The organism is Mesorhizobium sp. WSM4841 (assembly GCF_055811515.1).
Map to the genome: position 1 here is coordinate 256661 of NZ_JBVVQC010000001.1, position 26739 is coordinate 283399.

Sequence of the window (26739 nt, forward strand, 5' to 3'; positions counted from 1 at the left end):
TCGCGGCATCAGTTGCCGGCGGCCGCTACCTTGTCTTTGCCGTCGACCTCGGCCATCAGCGCCTTGTTGGCGCCGGGAAGGTCGGTGCCGGCTGCCGCCAGCCAGGTCTTGTACTGGGCGTCGGAGACGACGCGGATCGCGATCGGCATGAATGCGTGGTCCTTGCCGCAGAGCTCCGAACACTGGCCGTAATAGAGGCCTTCCTTTTCCGCCTTGAACCAGACCTCGTTGATGCGGCCCGGAACCGCGTCGGTCTTGATGCCGAAGGACGGCATGGCAAAGGCGTGGATCACGTCCGCCGCCGTCACCAGCACCCGGGTCATGGTGTTGACCGGCACCACCATCTCGTTGTCGACGGCGAGCAGGCGCGGATAAGCGCCGCGGTCCTCCTTACCGGCCGCCGCTCGGTCAGAATCCGCCAGGATCGCTGAGTTGAAGGAAAGCGTGTTTTCGGTCTGGTATTCGTAGTCCCAGTTCCACTGGTTTCCCGTCGCCTTGACGGTCAACTTGGCTTCCTCCGGCGGTGTGTATTGCGCGGTCAAAAGCTGGAACGAGGGGATGGCGAGCATGAGCAGGACGACGACCGGCCCAACCGTCCAGATCACCTCGATCAGCGTGTTGTGGCTGGTGCGCGACGGGATCGGGTTGACGCTCGCGCGAAACTTCAGGATGCAATAGCCGATGAGAAAGAGCACGAAGAGGGTGATCGGCACGATGAACCACAGCGTATAGTGCTCGAACCAGGCGATCTGCCGCATCATGTCGGTGGCGGCGGGCTGGAAGCTCACCTCCCACGGCGCAGGCTGGGCCGCATGGGCGGACGCGCCGGCGAACAGTGTGGCGGCAGCCCAAGCGCTTGTCAGGAATTTGGCGCCTGCTAGGAATTTTCTCATTGCCGTCATTATCTCCCAGTTCCTCGCGATCGGACCGCAAGAATATCGAACAACGCCGGGACGGGAATCCCGGACAGTCCCGAGGCTGGTTCAAACCATACTCTATTTGCCTCTGCAAGAAATGAGCGGAGGAAACCGTGCGGCATTTTTGCGCGCAAGCGCGGCTGCGCATTTTGGCGGCGGCCGCGGCGGTGGCGGATCGCGGAAGTCCGAGCGGCGGAGTGTCCTGGCAAAATGCGCCGGGCTGTCGCAATTCGGGCGAATTTGACACGGAAAAGCGCACAATTGCCTTGGTCGAGGCAGGCCGGCAGTGGTCTCATCCTTTACTTGCCCTTGGCGCGGCTTAAAGTGCCGTGATTCGCAATGGAGCCGTCATGAACTCTTGGCTTTGGAGACTTGGGCTTTCGAGACTTGGGCTTTGGAGAAGCTTGGCGAAGGTCATTCTTCTCGCTGCCGTGTCTGGCGTTGGCCTATCTGGTGTTGGCTTGTCTGGCATCGGCCAGGCCAATGCTGCGCAGCCAAGCGGCAAGGTGCGGTCGACGCATGGCGCATGGTCGGTCATCTGCGACACGCCGGCCGGAGCCACATCAGAACAATGCGTGATGATGCAGAACGTCGTCGCCGAGGACCGTCCCGAGATGGGGCTTTCCGTCGTCGTGCTGCGCACCGCCGACAACAAGGCCGAAATACTGCGCGTTCTGGCGCCGCTCGGAGTGCTGCTGCCCAACGGACTCGGTCTCAATGTCGACGGCAAGGACATCGGCCGGGCCTATTTCGTGCGCTGCTTCCAGGACGGCTGCTATGCCGAGGTCATTCTCGAAAAGCCGCTGCTCGACACGCTGAAAACCGGAACGTCGGCCACCTTCATCGTCTTCCAGACGCCGGAGGAAGGCATCGGCATTCCGGTCGAGCTCAAGGGTTTCGCCGACGGTTTCGCCGCGCTGCCTTGAGACTGCACGTTTGACCTTGAAACTGCTCGATCCGAACGACTTCGAGATCTTCAAGCGAATTCGCCTGGAGGCTTTGCGCGCTGCACCCGAGGCCTTCGCCAGCAGCGCGGCGGAATGGGAGAATCTCCCCGACGAGGAATGGCGGCGGCGCCTGACGAACGACCCGGTCGTCGTCAGCTTTCGCGGCGAGGAGCCTGTCGGCATAATGGGCCTGAAGCGGCAGCGGGCCAGCAAGATGGCGCACCGGGCGACCGTCATCATGGTCTATTTGCGCGACAGCGAGCGAGGCGGCGGATACGCCGTCGGGATGCTCAACCTGCTGCTCGATCACGCCCGAGCATTGGGGCATAAGGCAGGTCGAGTTGGCTGTAAGCGCCGAAAATCTAGCGGCCATCCGGTTTTATCAACGAGAAGGTTTTCACGAAATAGGCTGCATACCTGCCGGCTTTCTTCATGAAGGCCGGGAGATCGACGAAATCGTGAAGGCACGCCGTTTGACTTAGGATCGCAGTTCCATCGTGAAGATTGCCGAACGGCGCCCTGGCGCCTACATGCAGTAAATTGCTTATTGAAGGGCCCGCGCCATGAACAGCCTCATCGGCCAATTCGACATTTCCGACGATCGCATCAAGCAGATCGTCGCCGAGACCATCAACGGCGCCGACGACGGCGAGCTGTTCCTCGAATACAGCGAGAGCGAAGCGCTGATGTTCGACAATGGCCGGCTGAAGACCGCCAATTTCAACACAGACCAAGGCTTTGGCCTGCGCGCGGTCGCCGGCGAAGCGAGTGGCTATGCGCATTCCAGCGATCTTTCGGAAGCGTCGCTGCTGCGCGCGGCCGATGCCGTCTCGACGGTCAAGAGCGGCTATTCCGGCACGCTTGCTGCGGCTCCCGCCCGCACCAACCGCCATCTCTATGGCGACGAGAACCCGATCCCCTCGCCCTCCTTCGAGGCCAAGGCCAAGCTCCTTCAGCAAATCGATGCGTGGCTGCGAGCCGAGGATCCGCGCGTGCGGCAGGTGACGGCGTCACTCGCCGCCTCCTGGCAGCATGTCGAGATCGTGCGTGCCGACGGCCAGATGGTGCGCGACATCCGCCCGCTGGTCAGGATCAATGTGTCGGTGGTGGTCGGCAATGGCGACCGCCAGGAGAGCGGCTCCTACGGCATGGGCGGTCGCAAAGGGTTTGGCGAATTCCTGGTCGAGGAGAGTTGGAAGCACGCCGCCAAGGAAGCGCTGCGGCAAGCGCTGGTCAACCTCGAGGCCATCCCGGCCCCGGCCGGCACCTTCGACATCGTCCTGTCCAGCGGCTGGCCGGGCGTCATGCTGCACGAGGCCGTCGGCCACGGGCTGGAAGGCGACTTCAACCGCAAGAAGACATCAGCCTTCGCCGGGCTGATGGGCCAGCAGGTGGCCGCTAAGGGCGTCACCGTCGTCGACGACGGCACCATGGCCGAGCGGCGTGGCTCGCTAACAGTCGATGACGAAGGCACGCCGTCGGCCCGCAACGTGCTGATCGATGACGGCAAGCTTGTCGGCTACATGCAAGACCGCCAGAACGCCCGGCTGATGGGCATGAACGCGACCGGCAACGGACGGCGCGAAGGCTATGCGCACCAGCCGATGCCGCGTATGACCAACACCTACATGACTTCAGGCGATATGGAGCCGGACGAAATCATCGCCTCGGTCAAGAACGGCGTCTATGCCGTCTCCTTCGGCGGCGGTCAGGTCGACATCACCTCGGGCAAATTCGTGTTCGGCTGCACGGAGGCCTACATGATCGAGAACGGCAAGGTGACGCAGCCGATCAAGGGCGCCATGCTGATCGGCAATGGACCGGATGCCATGCATCGGGTTTCGATGATCGGCAACGACATGAAGCTCGACACCGGTATCGGCATGTGCGGCAAGGCCGGCCAAGGCGTGCCGGTCGGCGTCGGCCAGCCGCATCTCAGGATGAACCAGATGACGGTCGGTGGCACAAGGGTTTGATAGAAGCTGCCGGCTGGTTTTGTGGTCGCGAATACCATCCCGGCCGCCACTGCTGCTCCATCTCGTCAAATGCGTAGCTTGCGCCTTGAATTTGGCGCGACCTCCTATTATCTTACGTTTGTCTTACATCTGGCGTACGTGCTGTGGCTGCTACGGAAAAGCTCATAACCACCGTCTCGACCAAGGGACAGGTCATTTTGCCCAGCGCAATCCGGAAACGGAGGGAATGGGACGCCGGCACGCGTCTTCTGGTCGAAGACACTCCGGAGGGCGTGCTACTGAAGCCTGCGCCAGTCTTCGCCGAGACACGGCCAGAAGACGTGTTTGGATCCCTGCCCCATAGAGGCAGGCCGAAGACGTTGGAAGAAATGGATGCGGGTGTGCTGGCCGAAGCGCGGCGGCGCCATGCTCGCGATTGATACCAATCTTATCGTCCGCTACCTGACAGGCGATCACCCGGCACAGTCTCCCCGCGCCGGGGCGCTGATCGATAGCCAGCCGGTCTTTGTCGCCATTACAGTGATCCTGGAGGTCGAGTGGGTGTTGCGCAGCACCTATGGTTTTGCGCCGCTCGAAATCGCCCGTACGCTACGGGCGTTTAGTGGGCTTCCCACGGTGGAGGTGGAAGACGGAGCGGTCGTGTCGTCCGCGCTCGACCTCTCGGAAAGAGGATTAGATTTCGCTGATGCGCTGCATCTGGGCAAGTCCGCTCACTGCGCCGGCTTCGCGACTTTTGACCGTAAGTTCGTCAAGGCCGCAAGGGCGGCCGGATATGAGGGCGTGCAAGAAGCCTAGCCGTCTCCCGACCAGGTTCGAACTGCCTAAAGCGCGTGGCATTTGACCGGGCTCATGCGACGCGCTTTAGGTTGTTGTTTTGTCGTTATCGCAAAACCGCTGCACACTTTTGCGCGACATGCATTAAAGCCATGAAGCCGGCGTTTTCGGCAGGCGATGGTCGGGATCGATGACCTTCAGACGGGGTGCGTTGCTCTCGTTCCATCGCCAGAGGGCGACGCATGTTCCGCCGGGCGACATGAAGGACGGGTAGATCACGCCATGCTGCCCATCGGCAATCAGGCGATCTCTCAGCGTGTGCGTCTCAGGCACAAGGCCTTGATCAATGATGTCGCGCCACTCACATCGGTGAATGTCTGCCGTGACGCCGAGCTTGATCAGCACATCAGCGTCCGTCAGGTCGGCCAGCCGCGCGCCTGAAAGTTCGAGCTGCGCAATCAGCGCCGGATGCTGGACAAAGCCCTGATTGTACTCCGCCCAAGCAGTGGACAATTCCCGCGCGGCATAGATCGTCGGGGTCCCCACCGGATTCCAGCGACCGCCAAAGCGGGCCGCTCCTTCGCCGGAAAGCGGCAGATGCGCCCAACGCGGCACGAAGGAACGCCATAGGCTCAGTCTGCTTTCAGGCATAGATGCCGGAGCGGACTGCCTCCAGATAGGCAAGCACCTTGTCCGTTTTGCCCTCTCGAACAAGATCGTAGGCGGTCTTTCCCGCCCAGCCGGGGATTGGCTGATGCTTGAACCAGATCGCCGCACGCTGTTCATCGCCGGCCATCTCGCCTGCCATCGCCAGGATACGGACAATCGGACTCAATGCGGCGTCGACCTTGCGCGCGCCGGTCTTGGCGGCAAGCGTGTTGCGCGCGACGCCGATCAGGCCCGCCAGTTCGGTCAGATTGACGCCCAGCAGTTCAGCCACCCGTCTTGCCGAAAGAAATGGCGTCCGTTCCTCGCCAAAGCGCGATGCTCTGATATCGAGGGCTGCGGTATTCATAACAGGATCCTAGCACATTTTGAACAGAATACGATCAAAGTATGCTCATTTTACGCGAAATTCAAGCTCAACAAATGGATACCTCTTACCGCCTTCTCCTCGGCTTCTCCAATAACGCGACGGCCTCGACATGCGGCGACCACAGGAACTGGTCGATCGGCGCTACGCTTTTCAGGGCATAGCCGCCGTCGATCAGGATGCGCAGGTCCCGCGCCAGCGTCACCGGATTGCAGGAAACCGCGGCGACCAGCGGCACGTCGGAACGGGCAATCTGCTTCGACTGGTCCTCGGCGCCGGCGCGGGGCGGATCGAACACAATGCCATCGAAGGCATTCAACTCCTTGAATGTGAGCGGCCGCCGAAACAGGTCGCGGCGTTCGCTGGTCACGCGCTTCAGACCGCTGGCGAAACGGAACGCCCGGTCGAGCGCCGAAAGCGCTGCCGCGTCACCCTCCACCGCATGGACTTCCGACTTGGCGGCGAGACGTAGCGCAAAGCTGCCGCAGCCGGCGAAGAGATCGGCGACCTTTTTGGCGCGCGCTAGGTGCCGGCCGACGATGTCCGCCATCGTCTGCTCGGCGGCCTCGGTGGCCTGCAGGAAGGCGCCCGGCGGCACCGCGACAGCGACGCCACCGAACGTGACAACCGGCTTTTTGGGCTCGATGATAATCTCGCCATCGACCGAAAGCCTTGCCAATCCCTGAGCGATGACGAAATTGGAGGCGACGCGGCGCTGGTTTTCGCCAAGCTTGCCGGACTCGTGAACCGCGATATCGAGGCCGGAAGCGGTCGCCGTGACCGTCATGCGGAACGATTTCGTCGTTGCGCAAACCAATTCGGTGAGTGCTGTCAGACGGTCGAGCTTTGCGACGATCTCGGGCAGCGAGATCGGGCATTCCTCGATTGAAATTATTTCGGACGACAGCGCGCGAACGAAGCCGAGCAGCATGCCGGCCTCGCTCCGTCGGGCGGTGAACACGACGCGCCGACGCGTCTGCGGCGCGCACGGCACCAGCGCGTCAATGTCGCAAGTGATACCCTTGCTGTTGAGCGCATGCGCAACCTTGTCGCGCTTCCACCGATGATAAGCTTCGGCCTCGAGATGCTGGATGGCGCAGCCGCCGCATTCGGTGAAATGCCGACAGGCAGGGTCGATGCGAAGCGGCGAAGCCTCCAGCACCGACATCAGCGTGGCACGGTCCTTTTCGCGCGCGGCGGTGACGGTTTCACCGGGCAGCGTGAACGGAATGAAAAGCTCGCCGGTTTCGGTCTCGGCGACGCCGTCGGCCTGGGAGCCCAGCCTTGTGATCGTGAAGCGCGCGTTCATCGGCCTCCGATCCCCCTGTTCTCGACTCCGGCGTCTTTGATCCCGGCGAGCAGGAACTCGCGGTTGCCGTCGCCGCCTTCGATCGGTGACAGATGCAGTCCCAGCGAGCGCCAGCCCGGGACGCCGTCGAGCCAATCCTGCAGCAGGCCGGCAACCCGCGCGGCATCGTATGGGTCTTTCAGCAAGCCGCCCTTGCCGATCGCCTCGCGGCCCGCCTCGAATTGCGGCTTGACCAGAAATATTGCTCTGGCGCCGCTCCTGGCAATGGCGAGCGCCGGCGGCAGCGCCAGCTTCAACGAGATGAAGCTGACATCGGAGACGATAAAATCCGGAATGCGATCGGCAAGATCGGCGGCGGAAAGATCACGGGCGTTCAATCCCTCGATCACCGTCACACGCGGATCGCCAGCGATATCCTGATGTATCTGGCCATGCCCGACATCGATCGCCGTGACATGTGCCGCGCCGCGTTCGAGCAAGACCTGAGTGAAGCCTCCGGTCGAGGCGCCGACGTCGAGCGCTTCGCTGCCGGCTGGATCGAGACCGAAATGATCGAGCCCGACGATCAGCTTCAGCGCAGCACGCGACACGTAACCCTGCGCCGGATCATCGACGGCTATGAGGCAATCAGCCAGGACGGTCTGGCCGGGCTTGCGGGCGATGACGCCGTCAACCGTCACAGTACCGCGCTCGATCGCGTCGCGGGCGCGAGAGCGGCTGGGGAACAGGCCGCGCGCGACGAGAAGTTCGTCGAGCCGCTGGCGTGTGCTGGCTGGCAAAGGGGAGTTCATCGGCCTTCATGGCGAAAGCCCGTCACGAAGGCAAGGATATTGGGGAAGACAACGAACATCTTGCGAAAGCGGCGAGCGCATCAGGCCGCGCCACAATCTGTTGGAATATCGCACCAGGTCCGGCACAATGTTGGGAACGATATGCTCGTGTTGCTGCCAGAACGTGAGGAGGACGGATGCTGACCGGAACCTGCCATTGTGGCGCGGCCCACTGGACGTTGGAGGGCGATCCCGGCTCGATCACAGCCTGCAATTGCACGCTTTGCCGCCGCTATGGCGCGCTGTGGGCTTACAATTATGTTGACGAACGCATCCGTCTGCGGGACCGACAAGTGCTTATACGCGCTCCGGAAAGGATGACCCGTCGCTCGAGATTCTGTTCTGTCCGACATGCGCCTGCGTTCTGGCCTGGCGTGGTTTGCGCTCCAGTGCCGCCGGTCGCACTCGAATCGCCGTCAATGTGAGGCTTGCGCCGCCTGACGCCGTCGCCGACCTGCCAATCGACCATTTCGATGGTCTCCATAAGTTCGAGGACCTGCCGCGCGATGGTCGCTGCGTGCGCGATATGTGGTTCTAATGCATGTCGCGCAGAAGTGCGCAGCGGTTTTGCGACAACGACATGCGTAAAAACAAGAACTTAAAGCGCGTCGCATGAATCCGTTCAAATGCGACGCGCTTTAGCGGAAATCTGACACTCAGTACCGGTGCGGAAGGGCGGAAGATGACCCCTTGGCGGTGGTTCGTTCGCGACCGGCCGAATTCACGCCCATGACCCTGAGCTGACCTTCATCAGCCCATTTCGCTGCCCGATGGCCGACGTTCACCCCAACCAGCGTTCCTGACCCAAAGCCGACCAGAGCAGGACTAGGCTCCGAAGCGATACTCTATTATCATGGAAACAGTTGCCCAGCGCCGGAAACCTCCATGGAGCGCAGGCTTGCGGCGATACTTGCCGCTGACATCGTTGGCTACAGCCGCCTTATGGAAGCCGATGAGGCGGATACCCTCGCGCGCCTGAAGAGCACCCGCGAGAACCTGATCGATCCGAAGATCGCCGCTCATAAGGGGCGCATCGTGAAGCTCATGGGCGACGGCGCGCTGATAGAATTCTCCAGCGTGGTCGACGCGGTCGGTTGCGCCGTCGAAATCCAGCGGACGATGGCGGAGTGCAACGCCGAACTGCCGAAGGAAAAACAGCTCGAATTCCGCATTGGCGTAAACCTTGGTGATGTGATTGTCGAAGGACAGGACATCTATGGCGACGGCGTGAATGTCGCGGCGAGACTGGAAGGATTGGCCGAACCCGGGGGCGTCCTGATTTCAGGAACGGCATTTGATCAGGTCGAGAGAAAGCTGGATTTTGAGTTCGAATTTTTGGGTGAACAAAAGCTCAAGAACATCGAAAAACCTGTTCGTCTGTATCGGGTAGGCCCGCGGGCACGCGCCGCGTCCGGAACAGTTCCAGCAAAACGCAAACGTCATATCGAATGGCGCCGGCTGACAGTCGCGGCGACGGCGCTGATCCTGATCGCCGGAGGTGTAGCGCTTTGGAAGGTGGTCGGGGACGGTTCAGGACCGCCGGTCGAGGTGGCCTCCAGGGAAAGAATGGCGTTGCCGCTGCCCGATAAGCCGTCAGTCGCTGTATTGCCATTCACCAACATCTCGAGCGACGCCGGCCAGGAGCACTTCGCCGACGGCATGACCGATGACTTGATCACCGACCTTTCCAAGGTTTCCGGCCTCTTCGTGATCGCGCGAAACTCGACATTCGTTTACCGCGGCAAGCCGGTAAAAATCAGCCAGGTCGCCGAAGAACTTGGCGTGCGTTACGTTCTCGAGGGGAGCGTACGGCGAGCCGGCGAGCAGGTGCGAGTCAACGCCCAGCTCATCGATGCCCTCACCGGCGGGCATGTGTGGGCGGACAGGTTCGATGGAAACGTCGCCGATATTTTTGCGGTCCAGGACGTTTTTGTCGCAAAGATCGTCGAAGCGTTGAAGGTCAACCTCACCACCACCGAAAAAACGGAAATTGCCCGCGCCAAGCCGGACAACATTGCAGCCAAGGAAGCTTTCGAAAAGGGTTGGAGCCTTTATCTCCGTTACAACGCAAAGGATACAGCTGCCGCCATCACGTCCTTGAAAAAAGCAACCGAACTTGATCCCGAATATGGGCGAGCTTATGCCGCCCTGGCGCTGGCCTACTTCCGCGTCGTTGACTCACTCTGGGGTAAAGAACTCGGTAGGGACGAACCATATTTCTGGTGGGGAGCTCACGATTACGTAGAGTTGGCCAAGAAATATCCAACGTCACTGTCTTATACGGTCGAGGCATTGCGGGACGGTTATCAAGGCCTGGCCAAAGATGCACGCAGGAATGCCGGTCGAGCGATTGCATTGGATCCCAACGACCCCGAGGCACACATCGCAACGGCTTGGGCGCTGACGATCTCAGGCGAACCTGCCGACGCGCTGAATTTCGTCGCGACCGCCATGCGGCTTAACCCGAGCTATCCAAGCCACTACGTTCTCGCTCGTGGATTGGCGCTCTTTGCAATGGGCGATCTGAAACAAGCGGCTGAGGTGTTCGGAGAAGGCGTCAGGCGAAACCCAGACGCAACTGCGCTCTTTCTACCTCTCAGTTCCGTGCTGGCGCAGCTCGGTCGCCGGGAAGAAGCGAGGCAAATGCTGATGAAGTTCCGGCCCGGCATAGGCCAGAAAGGCCTCGAAAACATTCCCGACACCTTACACCACTCGTTCAAATGGGATTATGAACACGCAAATGTCGGGGAGCGCCTGAATGATGGTGTCCGTATCGCTGCGCTGCCGCTGGACGTCACCGTTACGAGCCTGGAAGCAGAGCTTGGCGCCGGCGATCCCTTTTCCCAGCTATATGCAGCAAAACGACTGGGCTGGTTTGGACCAGCGGCATTACAAGCCGTTCCGGCTCTGGTTGAAGCGCTTAAGGTTGAGTATCTCCGCCGGGAGGCCATCGAGGCGCTGGGAAAGATCGGACCTCCGGCACAAGCTGCGATACCTGCGCTTGTCGCACTCCAGAATGAAGCTCTGGTTGGCATTTACGCAAAGGACGCGCTGTCCAAAATCAGAGGCAATTGATGGACCCTGGACGCGCGTCAGGGATTTCCGCTTGTGGCCCAACTCGGACCTGCTGCGATGTCCGCTCCGGAGCCGCTGTTGGGGGACAAGGAGACATCAAACGCGTCCAGTCCGCCATCCCAATTGTCGAGTAGACGGCCTAGGCGAACCACCAGCGTTCGGCGATCTTCGACCCGTCCATCGGCCAGTTCGACGCCAACTCGCCATGGGCGAGAGCCTTGGTGTGGGCATCGACATAGGAGTTGAAGACGAGGTTGATGAGCCCGCCGTCGTCATGCAGCAATTGCTGCATTTCGGCATACATGCCGGCGCGCTTGGTATCGTCGGTCTCCGAGCGGGCGGCGACGAGCAGCTCATTAAAGCGCGGATTTTTCCAGAACGTTTCGTTCCACACCGCTTCCGCCGCATAGCCGGTGGTGAACATCCAGTCGCACGTCGGCCGGCCGGCCCAGTAAGAGGCGTAGAACGGCTTCTGGAGCCAGACATTGTCCCAATAGCCGTCGTTGGGCTCCCGGATCACATTCAGGTTGAGGCCGGCGGCGCGGGCATGCTCCTGCCAGAGGAAAGCGGAGTCGGTAGCACCCGTGAACCCGGCATCCGCGACCGACAGGTCGAACTGGGTGTTCTCGGCCCCCGCCTTCTTGAGCAGGCTCTTGACCATGTCGGGGTCGTAGACGTGCTTCGGCTGCGGATCAGTCGCGAACTTGACGGTCGGCGCGATCGGATTGTCGTTGCCGATGGCGCCGTGGCCAAGAAACACCTTCCGCACGATCTCGTCACGATTGAGCGAGTACTTCAACGCATTGCGCACATCGGGATTGTCGAAGGGCGCCTTCTGGACGTTCATGACATAGACGTAGTGGCCGTAGCCCGTCGTCTCTGAGATCACGAGATCGGGGTTCTGCTTCAAAATGTCGAGCGTTTTCAGATCGCAGCGATCCATGTAATGGACTTCGCCGGTGTTGAGCGCGTTGGTGCGCGCCGTTACATCATTGATCGCCAGGTATTCGACACGGTCGAACCAGCCCTTGTCGGATTTGAAGTAGTTCGGGTTCTTATTAAAGGTGGCGATGACGCCCGGCTCGAACTTTTCGAGCATATAGGGGCCGGTGCGGGTGCCCGACTCCCAGTCGACGCCGCCCTCTTTCGCCGGCATGACCAGGATGTCCGACATGATGTAGGGGAAGTCGGCATTGCCGCCGTCGAGTTCGAACACCACCGTCAAGGCACCGTCGGCGACGACATTCCTGACCGTAGCCAAGAGCGATTTCATCATCGATTTCGTGCCCTCCATGGTGTGATGCCTGACCGAGGCCACGACATCATCAGCGGTAACCGTCTTGCCATTGTGAAAGGTGGCGCCTTTCCTCAGTTTGAACACCCACTTCTTGGCGCCGTCTGACGGCTCAAAGCTCTCGGCGAGGTCGGGGACCACGTTGCCCTTGGAATCGATCTCGGTCAGGCTGTTCGACAAGGTTCCCCCTAGCGCGGTGCCGGTGAACCGGTTGACGTAGGTACTCGGGTCCAGTGAATCGGTGGCGGCGGCATCGCTGATGCCGATCTTCAAGGTGCCGCCCTTCTTGGGCTCGGCGCGCGCGACCCTGACGAACATTGCATTGGCGGCCGTGGCGGTAAGGCCGGAGGCGAGCGCCAGCTGAACAAAGTCACGACGCGAAACCCTGCCTTTGGCGGCAAGCGTGGCGGCCAACTTCAGTTTCGTTTCAAATTCCGTCACAGATGCTCACCCTCGAACGGAAGATCATGCGAGACCCTCGGCGGCCCGAGAGACTTAGGACGATAGCACAACAGGCATTCCCGAGCTAACGAGGACCTCCGGCAGCGCACGGTCGGACTCGTGTCCTCTCGCTTGCTCCCGCGCGGACTTGGGCCTCGCCCGGGGCGGATGGATCGGTCGATATTCAGTTCGTTGGCTGCGACGGAAAGATTGCCAACTGTATTTCGATTACACCAGGCTGGAGTTACTGGGTCCGCCTCTATCACCCGCGCACGCAAATTTTAGATCGCACATGGGTATTCCCGGAGCCGAAGCTGATGAATTGATATGAGGATGTCGAATGTCCGCTCTTTCAAAGCTGCCCTGGAATCGCTTTCGCTAATGTCCGTTTCTGGCTGGTCGCTCATTTCCAGTCGACAATCGAACGGCACGAAACCACCCAGTTCTGCTCTTCACACGCGGTAGCAAGCATCAGGATTTCACTCTGCTTCTAGAAGATTGGCCGCGAGACCGGTGCCAAGAGACACCGTAGGCGAATGCCAAATGACAACGCAAACAGTCGGTTACGACCGCCGGTCGGCAAACTGATGCAAGCCGTTGAGATTTTGATTCAGGCGCTTTGCGCGCTGGCGGTGTGTCCCAGCGCCACGAAGACGGTGCGAACGATACCGGCGGCATCAAGCCCGGCGTCGGCGTACATCTTTTCGGGCTTGGCGTGATCGACAAAAGTGTCGGGCAACACAAGCGGGCGTACCTTCAGGCCGTTTTCCAGCAGCCCTTCATGGGCCAGGAATTGCAGCACATGGCTGGCGAAGCCACCGACCGCGCCCTCTTCCACTGTTACCAGCACCTCATGCGAGCGCGCCAGCCGCCGGATCAGGTCCTCGTCGAGCGGCTTGGCGAAACGAGCATCGGCGACCGTGGTGGAAAGCCCTGCCGCGCCGAGTTCCTCGGCCGCAGCCAGGCAATCCTGCAGCCGCGTGCCGAAGGAAAGGAGCGCAACCTTGGTGCCCTCCTTGACGATACGGCCCTTGCCGATTTCGAGAACCGAGCCACGCTCTGGCAAGTCGACGCCGACGCCGTTGCCGCGCGGGTAGCGGAAGGCGATGGGGCCTTCATCGTAGCTTGCCGCCGTGCGCACCATGTGGCGCAGTTCCGCCTCGTCCGCCGCAGCCATGACGACGAAACCGGGCAGCGTCGCCAAAAAAGTCGTGTCAAAGGCGCCGCAATGGGTCGCCCCGTCGGCACCGACGAAGCCGGCGCGATCGATCGGAAAGCGGACCGGCAGTTTTTGGATGGCGACGTCATGGACGACCTGGTCATAGGCGCGCTGCAGGAAGGTCGAATAGATCGCAGCGAAAGGTTTGAAGCCTTCCGTGGCAAGGCCGGCGGCAAAGGTCACCGCATGTTGCTCGGCGATACCGACGTCGAAGGTCCTCGACGGGAACGCCTCGCCGAAGAGGTCGAGGCCGGTGCCGTTCGGCATGGCGGCGGTGATGGCGACGATGCGGTCGTCCTCTCGGGCCTCCTGGACCAGGCTTTCGGCAAAGACCTTCGTGTAGCTCGGCGCGTTGGCCGGCGCCTTGGCCTGGGCGCCGGTGATGACGTCGAACTTGTTGACGCCGTGATATTTGTCGGCGGCCGCCTCGGCCGGTCCATAGCCCTTGCCCTTCTGGGTCACGACGTGGATCAGCACCGGGCCGTCGGCATTGTCGCGGACGTTCTTCAGCACCGGGATCAGGTGCTCGAGATTGTGACCGTCGATCGGGCCGATGTGATAGAAACCCATTTCCTCGAACAGCGTGCCGCCAGTGACGTAGCCGCGCGCATGTTCGACCGCCCGCTTGATGGCGCGATCGGCGCGCTCGCCCAGATAAGAAGTCAGCTTCTTGCCGAAATCGCGCAAGCCCAGATAGGCCTTGCCCGACGCAAGGCGGGCCAGATAGGCGCTCATTGCGCCGGTCGGCGGAGCGATCGACATGTCGTTGTCGTTGAGGATGACGATCAGACGGGCATCGAGCGCGCCGGCATTGTTCATCGCCTCATAGGCCATGCCGGCCGACATGGCGCCGTCGCCGATAACGGCAATGACATTGTTGCGGCCACCGGAGAGATCGCGTGCCATTGCCATGCCGAGGCCGGCGGAAATGGAGGTCGACGAGTGGGCGGCGCCGAACGGATCGTATTCGCTCTCGGCGCGCTGGGTGAAGCCGGACAGGCCGCCCTCTTGCCGCAGCGAGCGGATACGGTCGCGGCGGCCGGTCAGGATCTTGTGTGGATAGGCCTGGTGACCGACATCCCAGATCAGCCGGTCGTCTGGCGTGTTGAAGACATAGTGCAATGCGACCGTCAGTTCGACCACGCCAAGGCCAGCACCGAGATGTCCGCCGGTGTGGGACACGGCGTCGATCAACTCGGTGCGAAGCTCCAATGCCAACTGCGGCAGATCACGTTCGTCAAGCGTCCTGAGGTCGGCGGGTATGCGGACCTTGTCGAGAAGGGGCGTATGGAGCTTTGCGTTCACTGGTGGTAGGGCCTGCTTTTTATTCACGTGCGAAATAGGCCGCTGGCCGGCGAATGTAAATGCGTGTGAGTGACGCGGGCCAGATTCAAAGTGTTAAGGTTTCCTTTGCGTGTCCAAAACCGCACGCGGCGCTCTAATTGTCCGGCAGAGGAATGAACTCTTCTTCATCCCCAGGAACGATATCGAAGCGGCCTGTCTTCCACTCTTCTTTGGCCTGTTCGATGCGTTCCTTCGACGATGACACGAAATTCCACCAGATGTAGCGCTTCGAGCCAAGTGAGGCGCCGCCGAACAGCATAAAATGCGCTCCACCCTCCGAGGACACGACAATCTCGTCGCCGGGCCGAAACACCAGCAGCCGCTCTGCCGGAAAGCGGTCGCCGGAGATCGAGACCTCTCCCTCCAACGTATAGATGGCGCGCTCCTCGGCATTGGCAGGGATTTTCACGCTGGCGCCGGGCGCCAGGCTGAGGTCTGCATAGAGCGTGTCAGAAGCGGTCACGACCGGAGACCGCAGCCCGGAAAAGGCGCCGATGACGACGCGCCCGCTGACGCCTTCGGCGTCGATCTCTGGCAGACGCATGGCCGCCGTACTCTCGAAGATCGGGTCGACCTCCTCCTTATCGTCGGGCAGCGCCAGCCATGTCTGCAGGCCGGAAACCGACATCGGCGCGCCGCGCAGCTCCTGTGGCGTACGCTCGGAATGGACGATACCGCGGCCGGCGGTCATCAAATTCACGTCGCCGGGCTGGATTACCATTTCGGTGCCGAGCGAATCGCGATGCCTGATCTTGCCGTCGAACAGGTAAGTCACCGTCGACAGGCCGATATGCGGATGCGGACGGACGTCGAGCGCCTGGCCGGCCCGCAAAATCGCCGGGCCCATGCGATCGAAGAAGATGAAGGGACCGACCAGCCGACGCCTGGCGGTCGGCAAGGCACGGCGAACCTGAAAGCCGCCAATGTCCTTGGCGTTCGGAATAACCATCAGTTCGATCTGGTCGCTGGCGAAGGCGTCACCGGGCAGGGGGTCGTTTCCGGGGAAGAAGCTCATGCGGTCTTCCTCAGGCGAAGCGGAGTGCAGACCTGGCTTTCGCCTTGGCCGCCACCTCTTCGCGATTGCGCGGATGCTGTGTCGTCTCGAGGCTGTCTAGCAATTCGCACGCCGACACGGCTATGGCCTCGACGGCGTGGTCGAACGCATGCTGGTTGTGTTTCGACGGCCGCGTCGTTCCGCTCAGCTTGCGGACAAACTGGAGTGCGGCATCGCGGACCTCGTCATTGGTTGCCGGCGGATCGAAATTGAACAGGGTCTTGATGTTTCTGCACATCGTTCGCAATCTCCTCTCATCCTGGAGCCGTTTTCAAACGGGATGAATTTTATCCTCAATCATGATCAAGTCCAAAAGCCGCAAGGCGAAATTGTCGTTCGAGATCATGCATTACTCCGCGTCCAGCGGCTCTGTCCCCACAGGCTTGCCGTCGCGCGAAAGCCTGATCTTTTCGACCTTGTCCTCGGCCGCCTTGAGCAGCCGATCGCAATGGACCTTCAGTGCCTCGCCGCGCTCATAGATGCGGATCGACTGGTCGAGCGGCACGTCGCCGCGTTCCAGATCATCGACGATTTTCTCCAGCGCGTCGAGCGCCTGCTCGAAGCTCATTGCCTTGACGTCTTCGTTGATCTCACCAGCCATCGTCTATCCTTTCATCAGTCGCCCGACATGGGCGGCGACTGAAAATGCCAATCCCTGCAGATCGTAGCCGCCCTCGAGCAGGCTGACGAGCCGGTTGTCGCTGTGGCGACCGGCGCGCTGCATCAGCTGGCCGGTTGCCCAGTCGAAATCGTCCTCGGTCAAGTTGATCTCGGCCAGCGGATCGCGGTGATGCGCGTCGAAGCCGGCGGAAATTATGATGAGGTCGGGCGCGAAATTGTCGAGCGCCGGCAAGATGCGCGACAGGAAAGCGTCGCGGAAAACCTCGCTGCCGGTCTGCGGCGCCAGCGGCGCGTTGACGATATTGCCGGCGCCGGTTTCGCTCACGGCTCCGGTTCCGGGATAAAGCGGCATCTGGTGCGTCGAGCAATAGAGCACCGACGGATCGTCCCAGAAAATATCCTGCGTGCCATTGCCGTGATGCACGTCCCAGTCGACGATGGCAACGCGCTCGGCCTGGTGCTGCCTTTGCGCGTAGCGCGCCGCGATCGCCGCGGTGTTGAACAGGCAGAAGCCCATGGACGTCGTCTTTTCGGCGTGGTGGCCGGGCGGGCGGGCGGCGACAAAGACATTGGCGACGTTGCCCCGAAAGACATCGTCGACGGCGGCGTTGGCAGCGCCGATCGCCGTCACGGCCGCCTGCCAGCTTTTCGGGCTGGCGGTGGTGTCGGCGTCGACGCGAGCGATACCGGTGTCCGGTATCGTAGCGCGGACCCGTTCGACGAATTCCTGCGGATGAGCGTAGAGAATGGTGGCCTCGTCGCCTTCCGGCGCCTCGGCACGATCAAGGGCGGCAAAGGCCTCGTCGTCGAGCACACGTTCGATGGCACGCAGACGGTCCGGCCGCTCCGGATGACCGGGCGGCGTTATGTGCTCGAGAAAGACCGGGTGGGTATAAAGCCTTGTGACCATGCCCCCGATATAGGCGCGTCCGGCAGCTTTGACCATGTTTTTGGCACGGCCAAAGGCAGACGTTCAACAGGGTTTAGATGCTGGGTGCCGGTTGGGTCCGGCGCGAGCCACCGACCGAGGCTCGGCCAGCCGCCGGGCCCAGTCGGTGTCGGGCACCTAGCCTTCGATGGTCTTGAACAAAGTCAGGCCAGCGATTTGTCAATCTCAGCCGGTGCTTGCGGACTGTCAATCCTGCGGCCTTGCTTGAGCAATCCCTCCAGAAGCACGTTGAAGGCCTTCACCGCCTTTTTCGACGTCGCTTCGGGATTGTCCGAATTTGCGATCCACTGCGCGGCATGCAGCGAGGCGCCGCTGACCAGCCTTGCTGCGGCTTCGGGATCAACCGCAACGATGGTTCCCTCGTCCCTCAGCTTCTGAAGGTTCTCGCTCATCGAGCGGATGCATTCATTCTGGCTCGGCCATTGCGAAGGATCGCCGAGCACCGCCGGTCCATCGCGAAGGACGATACGCTGGATCTCCGGCTCCAGCGCCATCTCGATATAGGCGGTACATTCGTCGACAAAGCCCTGCCAGAGAGTGTCCGCCCTGGCCGAAACGATCTTCAGCCGGGCCAACATTTCCCCGTCGATCTCGGCGATGACCGCCTGGAGAAGGCCCTTCTTATCGCCGAAGTGATGATAAAGCGCGCCACGCGTCAGCCCGGCCGATGCGGTGAAGTCGTCCATCGACGCCTCCGCATAGCCGACAGTGCCAAAGGCATGGCGCGCCGCCGCGACCAGTTTGGCGCGGGTCTCCGCGATCATCTCCTTGCGTGGTTTGTGCCCCATTCGCTCATTCCTTCACATACGCCTCGTATATTAATTGACATACGCGTCGTATGTCATTATCTGATTTGCATACGCCACGTATATAAGTGGCTCGGCCTCAAAAATCCAGGAGTGTTCTCATGCCCAATCCCTATCGCGAAATCTTCAAGGCAAGGGGAGCAAAGGGCTTCGCCGCAGCCGGCTTCGTTGCCAGGATGCCGATGGCCATGGCTCCGATCGGGATCGTCGCGATGCTGTCGCAAACGCACGGTGAGTACTGGCTGGCCGGCGCCGTCTCCGCGACATATGCGCTGGCCAATGCTTTTGTCGCGCCGCAGATATCGCGGCTGGTGGACCGCCTCGGCCAATCGCGGATTGTGGTGCCCACCACCGTCATTTCCGCGCTCGCTTTCGTAGTGCTGATTGCGGCGGCCAATCAGGACTGGCCGATATGGACACTGTTCGTGTCAGCGCTGCTGGCCGCCGCAATGCCCAGCATCCCCGCAATGGTGCGCGCGCGCTGGACAGAGCTCTTCCGGGATCGCCCCGAAATGAACACCGCGTTCGCTTTCGAGTCGGCGGCCGACGAGTTGGTCTACATCGCCGGGGCATCGCTATCGGTGGGCCTGAGCGTCGCCCTTTTCCCGGAAGCGGGAATGTTGGCGAGCACATTGTTCCTCGCGTTCGGCTCGACAGCCTTCATCCTGCAGCGCTCGACCGAGCCGCGAGTGCGACCGGTGGAAATTGGTTCGCGCGGCTCGGCAATCCGCCTGCGGCCGGTCCAAATCATCACCTTGGCCCTGATCTTCATCGGCGCGACCTTCGCAACCACGGAGGTGAGCACCGTGGCGATCACCAAGGAGCTCGGCCAGCCGGGCGCCGCCAGCCTCGTCATCGGCGTCTATGCCCTCGGATCGTTCGTCGTCGGCATCATCATCGGCGCCCTGAACCTGAAAACACCGCTGCAAATTCAGCTTGCCATCGCGGTCGCTATCATCGCGCTCACCACGCTGCCGCTGCTCGTCGCAGAAACGGTACCTCTTCTGGCACTGGCCGTGTTCGTTAGCGGCGTGGCGATCTCGCCGACCTTCATCACGGCATTCGGCCTGATCGAGCGGCGCGTGCCGGAGGCCGTGCTGACCGAGGGCGTCACTTGGGTCATGACCGGCATAGGCATCGGCATGGCGCTCGGCTCCTTCGCCGCTGGATGGGTGGTGGACGCCTTCGGCGCACAGAGCGGGTTCCTGGTGTCGGTGGCGGCGGGCGCAATCGCGCTGGTCATAGTGCTCGCCGGCCAGCGCAGCCTTGCCACGGCGCATACGGTGTCGCAATCCGACGCAGCCGCGGTTCCTGCCGAATAGGCTCCTATGCGTCCGGTCCCAAGCGGGGCCGGACGCATGCCGGCGATCCGCTAGACCAGCCCTAGAGAATCTCGGTCTTGGCGATATGGATGCCGAAGCCTTCCAACCCGACATAGTGGCGTTCGCGCGAGGCGATCAGGTTGATCGAGGAAATGCCAAGATCCTTCAAGATTTGCGCGCCAAGACCGATCTCGCGCCATTCGCTTTCGCGGCGGCGCGCCTCTTCATGGTCCTCGCGATCGCCGGCAGCCGGCCGGTTGCGCTCCTGATGGGCGACGCCGACGGAGCCTTCGCGCAGATAGACGATGACGCCGCGCCGGCGCTCGCCCATCGATTTCATGATGGCGTCCAGCCTGTGGCTGGTGCCGAAGACGTCCGTCACAACATCCTCTGAATGCAGCCGCACCGGCACCTCCTCGCCGTCGCGGATGTCGCCGAAGACGATCGCCACATGGTGCATCGAGTCCCAGGGCAGCGTGTAGGTGAAGACCTGCGCCTTGCCGCCAGGCGTGTCGATGTCCGAACAGGCGACACGCTCGACCAAGGTTTCCTTGCGCTGGCGGTAGGCGATGAGGTCGGCGACCGAAATCTGCTTCAAACCGTTCTTTTCGGCGAAGGCCTGTACCTGCGGGCCGCGCATCACAGTGCCGTCATCATTGACCAGCTCGGAAATAACACCGACCGGCGGCAGGCCGGCAAGCTTGCAGAGGTCGACTGCGGCTTCGGTATGGCCCGAGCGCATCAGCACGCCGCCTTCGCGCGCAATCAGCGGAAAGATGTGGCCGGGGCGGACGAAATCGGACGCCCCGACATTGCCGTTGGCAAGGTTGCGCACGGTCAATGTGCGGTCGTCGGCCGAGATGCCCGTCGTCGTGCCGTGCTTGAAATCGACGCTGACGGTGAAGGCGGTGGTGTGGGCCGAGTCATTGTCGGCGACCATCGGCGAAAGATTCAGCCGCTTGGCTTCCTCGCGCGGCATCGGCGTACAGACGATGCCGGAGGTGTTGCGGACGATGAACGCCATCTTTTCCGGCGTGCAATGGACGGCGGCGACGATCAGATCGCCCTCGTTCTCGCGCCCGTCATCGTCCATGACGACGACGATTTCGCCGCGTTCGAATGCGCGCAGGGCTTCGACGATCTTCTTCTGGTCGTAAGGCATAAGGTGCTCGCTTTGCTCGCGGGAGTAGGGCAGTAGGGGAAAGAAGAAAGTTTGTCACCTCGGCAGGTCGCGTAACATACTCCCCTACTGCCCTACTCCCCTACTGCCTTCCCCGTCTGTCCCCGATGACGTAGATAGTGATCGGCGATCGCGCAGGCAACCATCGCCTCGCCGATCGGCACGGCGCGGATGCCGACGCACGGGTCGTGCCGGCCCTTGGTCATGATCTCGACGTCGTTGCCGTCCTTGTCGATCGACTTTCGCGGGGTCAGGATCGACGAGGTCGGCTTGACGGCGAAGCGCGCGACGATCGCCTGGCCGGTCGAGATGCCGCCGAGGATGCCGCCCGCATTATTGGAGAGGAAGACCGGCTTGCCGTCATTGCCCATACGCATCTCGTCGGCATTCTCTTCGCCGGTGATGCGGGCGGCCTCGAAGCCGTTACCGATCTCGACACCCTTTACCGCATTGATCGACATCAGGCCCGAGGCAATGTCCTGGTCGAGCTTGGCATAGATCGGCGCGCCGAGGCCTGCCGGAACGCCGTCGGCGACGATCTCGATCACCGCGCCGACCGAGGAACCAGCCTTGCGGATGCCGTCAAGATACGCGGTAAAGACGGCGACCGAGGCTGGGTCGGGCGTGAAGAACGGATTTTCGGCGTCGCCGACGAAATTCCAGTTCCAGTTGGCGCGGTCGATCGATTTCTCTCCCATCGATACCAGCGCACCGCGCACGGTCATGCCGGGCACGACCTTGCGGGCCAAGGCTCCGGCCGCCACCCGCGCCGCTGTCTCGCGGGCCGAAGACCGGCCGCCACCGCGATAGTCGCGCAGGCCGTATTTGGCATCGTAGGTGTAATCGGCATGACCAGGCCGGTACTGGCGGGCGATCTCGCCATAGTCCTTGGAGCGCTGGTCGACATTCTCGATCAGCATCGACACCGGCGTGCCGGTGGTGATCATGGTCTCGCCGTCCTCATCCAGAATGAAGCCGGACAGGATCTTGACCTCGTCGGGTTCGCGACGCTGCGTCACAAAACGCGATTGACCCGGGCGGCGCTTGTCGAGGTCGGCCTGGATCTCAGCGCGCGTGAAGCGGATGCCGGGCGGACAGCCGTCGACCACGCAGCCGAGCGCTGGGCCATGGCTTTCGCCCCAGGTGGTGACGCGGAAAAGGTGGCCAAACGTATTGTGAGACATGAAACCAGCCCTGCCGGCATGGGAGCCGGCTTAGCACATGACCCGAAAATCGGAGCGATTTTTGGGGTCATGCGCAAAATCAAAGTGCTACAGTGTCCTGCGCCCGTCCAACAGGGACGCGCGGCGCTGCAGTCTGCGTTCTATTGGCGTTTTCCGCAGTGGTCAAACTGTGATCTGGCGGATTTAGTTTTGACACATTCGGTTGGTTTCTGCTTCCCTCGATCCGTCTGTTGAACACCCGCCGCCACCGTGCCGGCGCAATGATAAGAGGACGATGATGCGTATCCTGATCGGCGCCGTTGCCGCCATGTTGCTGTTTTCCACTGCCGCCTTTGCCGGCCAGACCGAAGGCCTGATCAAAGAGGTCGACAAGGACACGTTGACGCTGACACTCGACGACGGCAAATCCTACAAGCTCAATGCCGAAACCGATCTCGATGCGCTGAAACCCGGCATGGATATCGTGATCGCCTATGACGAGACTAACGGCGAGAACGTCATCACCGACATGCAATTGCCGGACAGCGATTCAACCGAATAGAGTCATTCAGTTTGCGCGGTGCTGGCTATTCTCGCGAGCAACGCTACCAGGGGCTGGCGATGGGTCTCGGTTTTGGCGAAGACGGCTTTCAGCTGATTCCTGGCGGTTTCGTAAGTGACACCCAACTCATCCGCGATGGCCTTCAACTCTGCGCCCGATGAGACCCGGCGAGCCAGTCTCGCCTCGGCAGGGGTCAGCCCGAAGCCAAGTCCGCAAGGCAACCTCCGACGGTTGAGGATAAATGTCCGGATCGATAAAGCAGACAACTATCTGACAGGACGCAAAGGCGTTCGTGGTAATTCTTGGCAGGCGCGTCGGATAAGCTAGCAGAGGTCTGCCTCCGAGGCCGGGCAGCGGGACGGGGTTCACCATTGCTGGCGGGGTCGGATTTCGCAGCAGCACGTGAAATGCGCGCCTAAGGGCATCAGTGGCGTTCTTGTCGGCACAAGCCAAATGGCGGCCGATCACCCAAAGGTCTCGACCGAACAGTCTCTCTGCAGGTTCGTTCACCAGGATCACGGCGGCGTTCCGGTCAAGAATCACTGCAGGCGTGCCGCTTGCGCTGAATGCACCCATCGCGCCTTCGGCACGCGCGAAGCTCAGCATTCTCGCGAGCGCGACCGCGGAACCCAGCTGTCTTGAGAAGTCGGCAAGGCTTTGAATCTCGGATGGCGAAAAGGGCCTTGCTGGATCGACCTCTGGATCGACAGGCACCAGAGGTCGTCGCCTGCAGCAACCTTCACACCCGCAAACCACCGCAGACCGAACGGCGCGAGAAATTCCTGATAGTAAGGATGCCTGGCGATTTCCTCGGGCGTCAGGACGTCAAGCTCGCTGACGGGCCCTCTCCGAACCAACAGAGGCAACAGATTGTACCGGTCGTCCCGGTCGATCCAGCCATCCTTGACTTATGTCTCGAGCGACGGACCCATTCGGCGACTTTTCGGTATGCCGGGGAGATGCCCTTTCGCGTCGAACAGCATTGCGCCAAAGCTTCCAGTAGCGTCCGCAGCCACATCCATTGCAGCATCCCAAAGCGCCGGGTTGGCCGCCGCTTCGGCTATGGCATTGCCCACTGCATTAAGATCGAAAGCTGCGCCCCATCTCCGTCCCGCAACCGAGAAGCAATCCGAGCTTACATTAGCGAACTCGAAACTTCCAGCCGTCCGCGGCCAAGGGAGCCTGACGAGTAGGGCTAGTACACTTGGTCTGACCCAGTTGGGGTATGCGCAAGACTTGAATTTCTATAAAACAGCCTTCGGGAACCGGCGAGGTCACGGGGTCAAAAGACGAACGACGCATCCTTGCGTGTTCAGTTGTCTCGGCGCGAGCGTAAAGCGGGCCGTAGGCGTCTTTTGTGAATGGGGGGATCGGTGGCTAAAATTGCAACGCACGGCGCACGCACCGTCCAAATCAATGGCGACATCGCCCCTACCAACGGAACTCTCCACGCTCTTACGGCGACCCCCGCAGTCGCACCGAAACACCGGGGCGCCCTCATGCCTACCCTCATCATCTGCACAAGCTGCCTTATTCCAGCTGCATCCGTCCGCGCGCAGAAGGCCGACACCGCGGTTGACGTGTGCCTCGTCCTGGCCGCTGATATCTCGGCCAGCATCGCTAATGACACAGCCCATATGCAGCGTGAGGGTCACGCCCAGGCGTTGAGCCACCCTGACATCGTGTCCGCCATAGCACTGACCCGCACTGGGCGGATCGCCGTGACCTACGTCGAATGGTCCAGCCATCATACCGCCCACACCATATTGCCTTGGCGCATCATAGAAAATGCGCGCGGCGCGCGAGAGGCAGCTGACGTTATTCGAGATATGGGCCACCGTACCGGTCAAGACCGCCTCGGCCTCACTAGCCTCAGCTGGGCCATTTCCTACGCGTCCCAGAGCCTAGCCGACTGCCCCGCGACACCCGACCGCACAATTATCGACATCTCAGCGAATGGACCCAATAATGATGGTCCTGCCCCAGAGGCTGCGCGGGACCATGCCTTGGCCATGGGCCACATCATCAATGCGCTTGCCATCCCCGCACCGGTGCTACCACCTAAGGATTTAGCCGTCAGCCTCGACCCATACGAAGGAGCGTGGCAGCACCCAACCGACTATCTCTACAGCCACGTTGCCGGCGGTCCCAACAGCTTCGCGACCACAGCTCGTACATTGGAGGATTATTTTCCTGTCCTCCGCCGCAAAATCGTCACGGAGATTGCCGGTTTGTCGCACAATCCGCTTGAGCATGTGCAGGAAGTGGAGCTTGCCTGGCGGCCTTGATTCGAAAAGATAGCAGAGCAGGACCGCATCCGCCTGGGAGAGGCCGTACGGGGACCGGCCGCCAACCTCCGCCCGCTTCTCTACGTCGTCCCGACTTGGCATCAATTTCTGAATCAATGTCTGAGAAGGGCGGAACTCGCGTGCTTCAGAGCCACTCCAAGGTTCGTCCCTCCAGCCTGAGCAAGCGATCCTGCGGCACATCCAGGTTTGCGGCTTCTGACTCGGGCATTCCCAGCACCATGCGAAACAGGGCGCGCACGACGCCGCCATGGGTCACGCAGACCGTCGGGCGGTCCAGCGCGTCGAACCACGGCTTTACCCGCTCGAGCAGCATTTGATAGCTTTCGGCGCCCTCGCCGGGCGGCAGGAAATTCCATTTGTCGAGGCGCCTCTCCCTGCCCGAGCCCAGATGCCGGGCCTTGAGTTCGGGAAAGGTGAAACCCTGCCAATCGCCGAAACTCATTTCGACAAGGCGGGGATCGGTGCGGTAGGCCTGGGGATCGAGCCCCATCGCGATGCGAATGCGTTCCATGGTCTGGCGCGTCCGCCGCATCGGACTGGCGACAAAGTCGAAATCCTCGGGGTTATCAACGAACTCGGCAAGCCGATGGCCGTTGCGGGTCGCCTGCTCGCAGCCAAGCGGGTTGAGATCGGTGTCGGCCTGTCCTTGCAGCCGGGACTCGGCGTTCCACACCGTCTGGCCATGGCGCGCGATGTAGACGAGCGGATACATCAGGTCATCCGGAGAGCGGTCGAGAGCAGGCTGGAGGCGGGAGAGTTCGAGGGGTTATTCCTTGACGGTCGAAATATCAGGCGCGTCGACCGCCTTCATGCCGACGACATGGTAACCGGAATCGACATGGTGGATCTCGCCGGTGACGCCGCGCGAAAGATTGGACAGGAAATAGACGGCTGAATCGCCGACTTCCTCTTGCGTTACCGTCTGCTTCAGCGGTGAATTGTATTCGTTCCACTTCAATATATAGCGAAAATCGCCGATGCCGGAGGCGGCCAGCGTCTTGATCGGGCCGGCGGAGATGGCGTTGACGCGAATTTTCTTGGCGCCGAGGTCGACGGCCAGGTAGCGCACGCTGGCTTCAAGCGCCGCCTTGGCGACACCCATGACGTTGTAGTGCGGCATCACTTTTTCCGCACCGTAATAGGTCAGCGTCAGCAGCGAACCGCCATCGGTCATCAGCGCCTCGGCGCGCTTGGCGATGGTGGTGAAGGAAAACACCGAAATGTCCATTGTGCGCAAGAAATTGTCGCGCGTCGTCTCGACATAGCGGCCTGTCAGTTCGTCCTTGTCGGAAAAGGCGATGGCGTGGACGAGGAAATCGAGCTTGCCCCAATGCTTGGCGATGTCGTCGAAGACCGCATCGAGCGTTGCCGGATCGGTCACATCGCAATGACCGACGACACGGGCGTTGAGTTCAGCCGCCAGCGGCTCGACGCGTTTCTTGAACGCCTCGCCCTGGTAGGTCAGCGCAATCTCGGCGCCGTTGTCGACGCAGGCCTTGGCTATGCCATAGGCGATCGACCGATTGTTCGCGACGCCCAGGACAAGCCCGCGCTTGCCGGCCATAATGCCTTGTCCACCCGTCATGTGAGCGCTCTCCGCAAGATCTTCTGCTT

24 protein-coding genes and 2 pseudogenes are annotated in these 26739 nt (G+C 61.5%); 10 read left to right on the forward strand and 16 right to left on the reverse strand.

Annotation, left to right across the window (positions count from 1 at the left end; translation table 11 throughout):
• Window positions 1-8: 8 nt before the first annotated feature.
• The gene (coxB, locus tag AC0L14_RS01225; protein WP_473528658.1) at window positions 9-893 is read right to left on the reverse strand and encodes a cytochrome c oxidase subunit II; all 885 of its coding nucleotides are present in this window, start codon (window positions 891-893) and stop codon (window positions 9-11) included.
• Between the two features lie 374 nt (window positions 894-1267).
• Between coxB and AC0L14_RS01230 the strand changes: the two genes are divergently transcribed.
• The 5 genes and pseudogenes from AC0L14_RS01230 (at window position 1268) to AC0L14_RS01250 (ending at window position 4635) form a co-directional block, all read left to right on the forward strand.
• Window positions 1268-1843 (forward strand): invasion associated locus B family protein, encoded by a 576-nt coding sequence (locus AC0L14_RS01230; RefSeq protein ID WP_473748445.1) that lies wholly within the window; start codon window positions 1268-1270, stop codon window positions 1841-1843.
• A 10-nt stretch (window positions 1844-1853) separates the two neighbouring features.
• Window positions 1854-2346 (forward strand): annotated as a pseudogene (locus AC0L14_RS01235) (GNAT family N-acetyltransferase).
• An 81-nt stretch (window positions 2347-2427) separates the two neighbouring features.
• Window positions 2428-3840 carry a metalloprotease TldD gene (gene tldD, locus AC0L14_RS01240; protein ID WP_473748446.1) on the forward strand — a complete coding sequence of 471 codons (1413 nt, stop codon included), beginning with the start codon at window positions 2428-2430 and terminating at the stop codon, window positions 3838-3840.
• A gap of 143 nt (window positions 3841-3983) precedes the next feature.
• The gene (locus AC0L14_RS01245) at window positions 3984-4259 is read left to right on the forward strand and encodes an AbrB/MazE/SpoVT family DNA-binding domain-containing protein (RefSeq protein WP_123147067.1); all 276 of its coding nucleotides are present in this window, start codon (window positions 3984-3986) and stop codon (window positions 4257-4259) included.
• A complete protein-coding gene (locus AC0L14_RS01250) occupies window positions 4246-4635 on the forward strand; it encodes a type II toxin-antitoxin system VapC family toxin (RefSeq protein WP_473748447.1) in 390 nt (129 codons plus the stop codon). The genes AC0L14_RS01245 and AC0L14_RS01250 overlap by 14 nt, the downstream gene beginning before the upstream one ends.
• A 123-nt stretch (window positions 4636-4758) precedes the next feature.
• Here AC0L14_RS01250 and AC0L14_RS01255 read toward each other — a convergent pair whose 3' ends face one another.
• The 4 genes from AC0L14_RS01255 to AC0L14_RS01270 all read right to left on the reverse strand — a co-directional run bounded on the left by AC0L14_RS01255 (window position 4759) and on the right by AC0L14_RS01270 (window position 7747).
• Window positions 4759-5292 carry an RES family NAD+ phosphorylase gene (locus tag AC0L14_RS01255; RefSeq protein WP_473748519.1) on the reverse strand — a complete coding sequence of 178 codons (534 nt, stop codon included), beginning with the start codon at window positions 5290-5292 and terminating at the stop codon, window positions 4759-4761.
• Window positions 5258-5629 (reverse strand): antitoxin Xre/MbcA/ParS toxin-binding domain-containing protein, encoded by a 372-nt coding sequence (locus tag AC0L14_RS01260; RefSeq protein WP_095492412.1) that lies wholly within the window; start codon window positions 5627-5629, stop codon window positions 5258-5260. The genes AC0L14_RS01255 and AC0L14_RS01260 overlap by 35 nt, the downstream gene beginning before the upstream one ends.
• Window positions 5630-5714: 85 nt before the next feature.
• Window positions 5715-6956: a class I SAM-dependent RNA methyltransferase gene (locus tag AC0L14_RS01265; protein WP_473748448.1), complete on the reverse strand. Its 1242-nt coding sequence runs from the start codon at window positions 6954-6956 to the stop codon at window positions 5715-5717.
• Window positions 6953-7747, reverse strand: coding sequence for a TlyA family RNA methyltransferase (locus AC0L14_RS01270; protein ID WP_473487631.1), 795 nt, complete (start codon window positions 7745-7747; stop codon window positions 6953-6955). The genes AC0L14_RS01265 and AC0L14_RS01270 overlap by 4 nt, the downstream gene beginning before the upstream one ends.
• Before the next feature lie 176 nt (window positions 7748-7923).
• On the opposite strand from AC0L14_RS01270, the pseudogene AC0L14_RS01275 reads away from it, so the two are divergent.
• Both AC0L14_RS01275 and AC0L14_RS01280 read left to right on the forward strand, forming a co-directional pair.
• A pseudogene (locus AC0L14_RS01275) lies at window positions 7924-8324 on the forward strand (GFA family protein).
• Between the two features lie 347 nt (window positions 8325-8671).
• Window positions 8672-10861: an adenylate/guanylate cyclase domain-containing protein gene (locus AC0L14_RS01280; RefSeq protein WP_473487633.1), complete on the forward strand. Its 2190-nt coding sequence runs from the start codon at window positions 8672-8674 to the stop codon at window positions 10859-10861.
• A 139-nt stretch (window positions 10862-11000) separates the two neighbouring features.
• On the opposite strand, the gene AC0L14_RS01285 is transcribed toward AC0L14_RS01280, so the two are convergent.
• From AC0L14_RS01285 to AC0L14_RS01315, 7 genes are all read right to left on the reverse strand, one after another.
• Window positions 11001-12596 (reverse strand): ABC transporter substrate-binding protein, encoded by a 1596-nt coding sequence (locus tag AC0L14_RS01285; RefSeq protein ID WP_473487634.1) that lies wholly within the window; start codon window positions 12594-12596, stop codon window positions 11001-11003.
• Between the two features lie 610 nt (window positions 12597-13206).
• On the reverse strand, window positions 13207-15120 hold the full coding sequence (gene dxs / locus AC0L14_RS01290; RefSeq protein ID WP_473487635.1) for a 1-deoxy-D-xylulose-5-phosphate synthase: 1914 nt from the start codon (window positions 15118-15120) through the stop codon (window positions 13207-13209).
• A 133-nt stretch (window positions 15121-15253) separates the two neighbouring features.
• Window positions 15254-16174 (reverse strand): pirin family protein, encoded by a 921-nt coding sequence (locus AC0L14_RS01295; RefSeq protein ID WP_473528664.1) that lies wholly within the window; start codon window positions 16172-16174, stop codon window positions 15254-15256.
• Between the two features lie 10 nt (window positions 16175-16184).
• Entirely contained in the window at window positions 16185-16451 is a 267-nt protein-coding gene (locus tag AC0L14_RS01300; protein WP_473528665.1) for a DUF2277 domain-containing protein, read from the reverse strand.
• Window positions 16452-16562: 111 nt separating this feature from the next.
• Entirely contained in the window at window positions 16563-16814 is a 252-nt protein-coding gene (locus AC0L14_RS01305; protein WP_352965601.1) for an exodeoxyribonuclease VII small subunit, read from the reverse strand.
• 3 nt (window positions 16815-16817) lie between these two features.
• Window positions 16818-17744 carry a histone deacetylase family protein gene (locus AC0L14_RS01310; protein WP_473528705.1) on the reverse strand — a complete coding sequence of 309 codons (927 nt, stop codon included), beginning with the start codon at window positions 17742-17744 and terminating at the stop codon, window positions 16818-16820.
• Between the two features lie 182 nt (window positions 17745-17926).
• Window positions 17927-18571 (reverse strand): TetR/AcrR family transcriptional regulator, encoded by a 645-nt coding sequence (locus AC0L14_RS01315; RefSeq protein WP_473528666.1) that lies wholly within the window; start codon window positions 18569-18571, stop codon window positions 17927-17929.
• A 119-nt stretch (window positions 18572-18690) separates the two neighbouring features.
• Between AC0L14_RS01315 and AC0L14_RS01320 the strand changes: the two genes are divergently transcribed.
• Complete coding sequence (locus AC0L14_RS01320) at window positions 18691-19911, forward strand: MFS transporter (protein WP_473487638.1); 1221 nt, start codon at window positions 18691-18693, stop codon at window positions 19909-19911.
• Window positions 19912-19972: 61 nt separating this feature from the next.
• Here AC0L14_RS01320 and ribB read toward each other — a convergent pair whose 3' ends face one another.
• Window positions 19973-21073, reverse strand: a complete 1101-nt coding sequence (gene ribB, locus AC0L14_RS01325) for a 3,4-dihydroxy-2-butanone-4-phosphate synthase (protein WP_473487639.1) — start codon at window positions 21071-21073, stop codon at window positions 19973-19975.
• Between the two features lie 92 nt (window positions 21074-21165).
• Window positions 21166-22275, reverse strand: a complete 1110-nt coding sequence (aroC, locus tag AC0L14_RS01330; protein ID WP_473748449.1) for a chorismate synthase — start codon at window positions 22273-22275, stop codon at window positions 21166-21168.
• A 277-nt stretch (window positions 22276-22552) separates the two neighbouring features.
• On the opposite strand from aroC, the gene AC0L14_RS01335 reads away from it, so the two are divergent.
• Together AC0L14_RS01335 and AC0L14_RS01340 are read left to right on the forward strand one after the other, a co-directional pair.
• The gene (locus AC0L14_RS01335; RefSeq protein WP_095491131.1) at window positions 22553-22816 is read left to right on the forward strand and encodes a DUF1344 domain-containing protein; all 264 of its coding nucleotides are present in this window, start codon (window positions 22553-22555) and stop codon (window positions 22814-22816) included.
• A gap of 1499 nt (window positions 22817-24315) precedes the next feature.
• Window positions 24316-25104 (forward strand): DUF1194 domain-containing protein, encoded by a 789-nt coding sequence (locus AC0L14_RS01340; RefSeq protein WP_473748450.1) that lies wholly within the window; start codon window positions 24316-24318, stop codon window positions 25102-25104.
• 145 nt (window positions 25105-25249) lie between these two features.
• On the opposite strand, the gene AC0L14_RS01345 is transcribed toward AC0L14_RS01340, so the two are convergent.
• Complete coding sequence (locus tag AC0L14_RS01345) at window positions 25250-25837, reverse strand: histidine phosphatase family protein (protein WP_473748451.1); 588 nt, start codon at window positions 25835-25837, stop codon at window positions 25250-25252.
• A gap of 54 nt (window positions 25838-25891) precedes the next feature.
• Complete coding sequence (gene fabI, locus AC0L14_RS01350) at window positions 25892-26710, reverse strand: enoyl-ACP reductase FabI (protein ID WP_473487645.1); 819 nt, start codon at window positions 26708-26710, stop codon at window positions 25892-25894.
• Window positions 26711-26739: the final 29 nt, after the last annotated feature.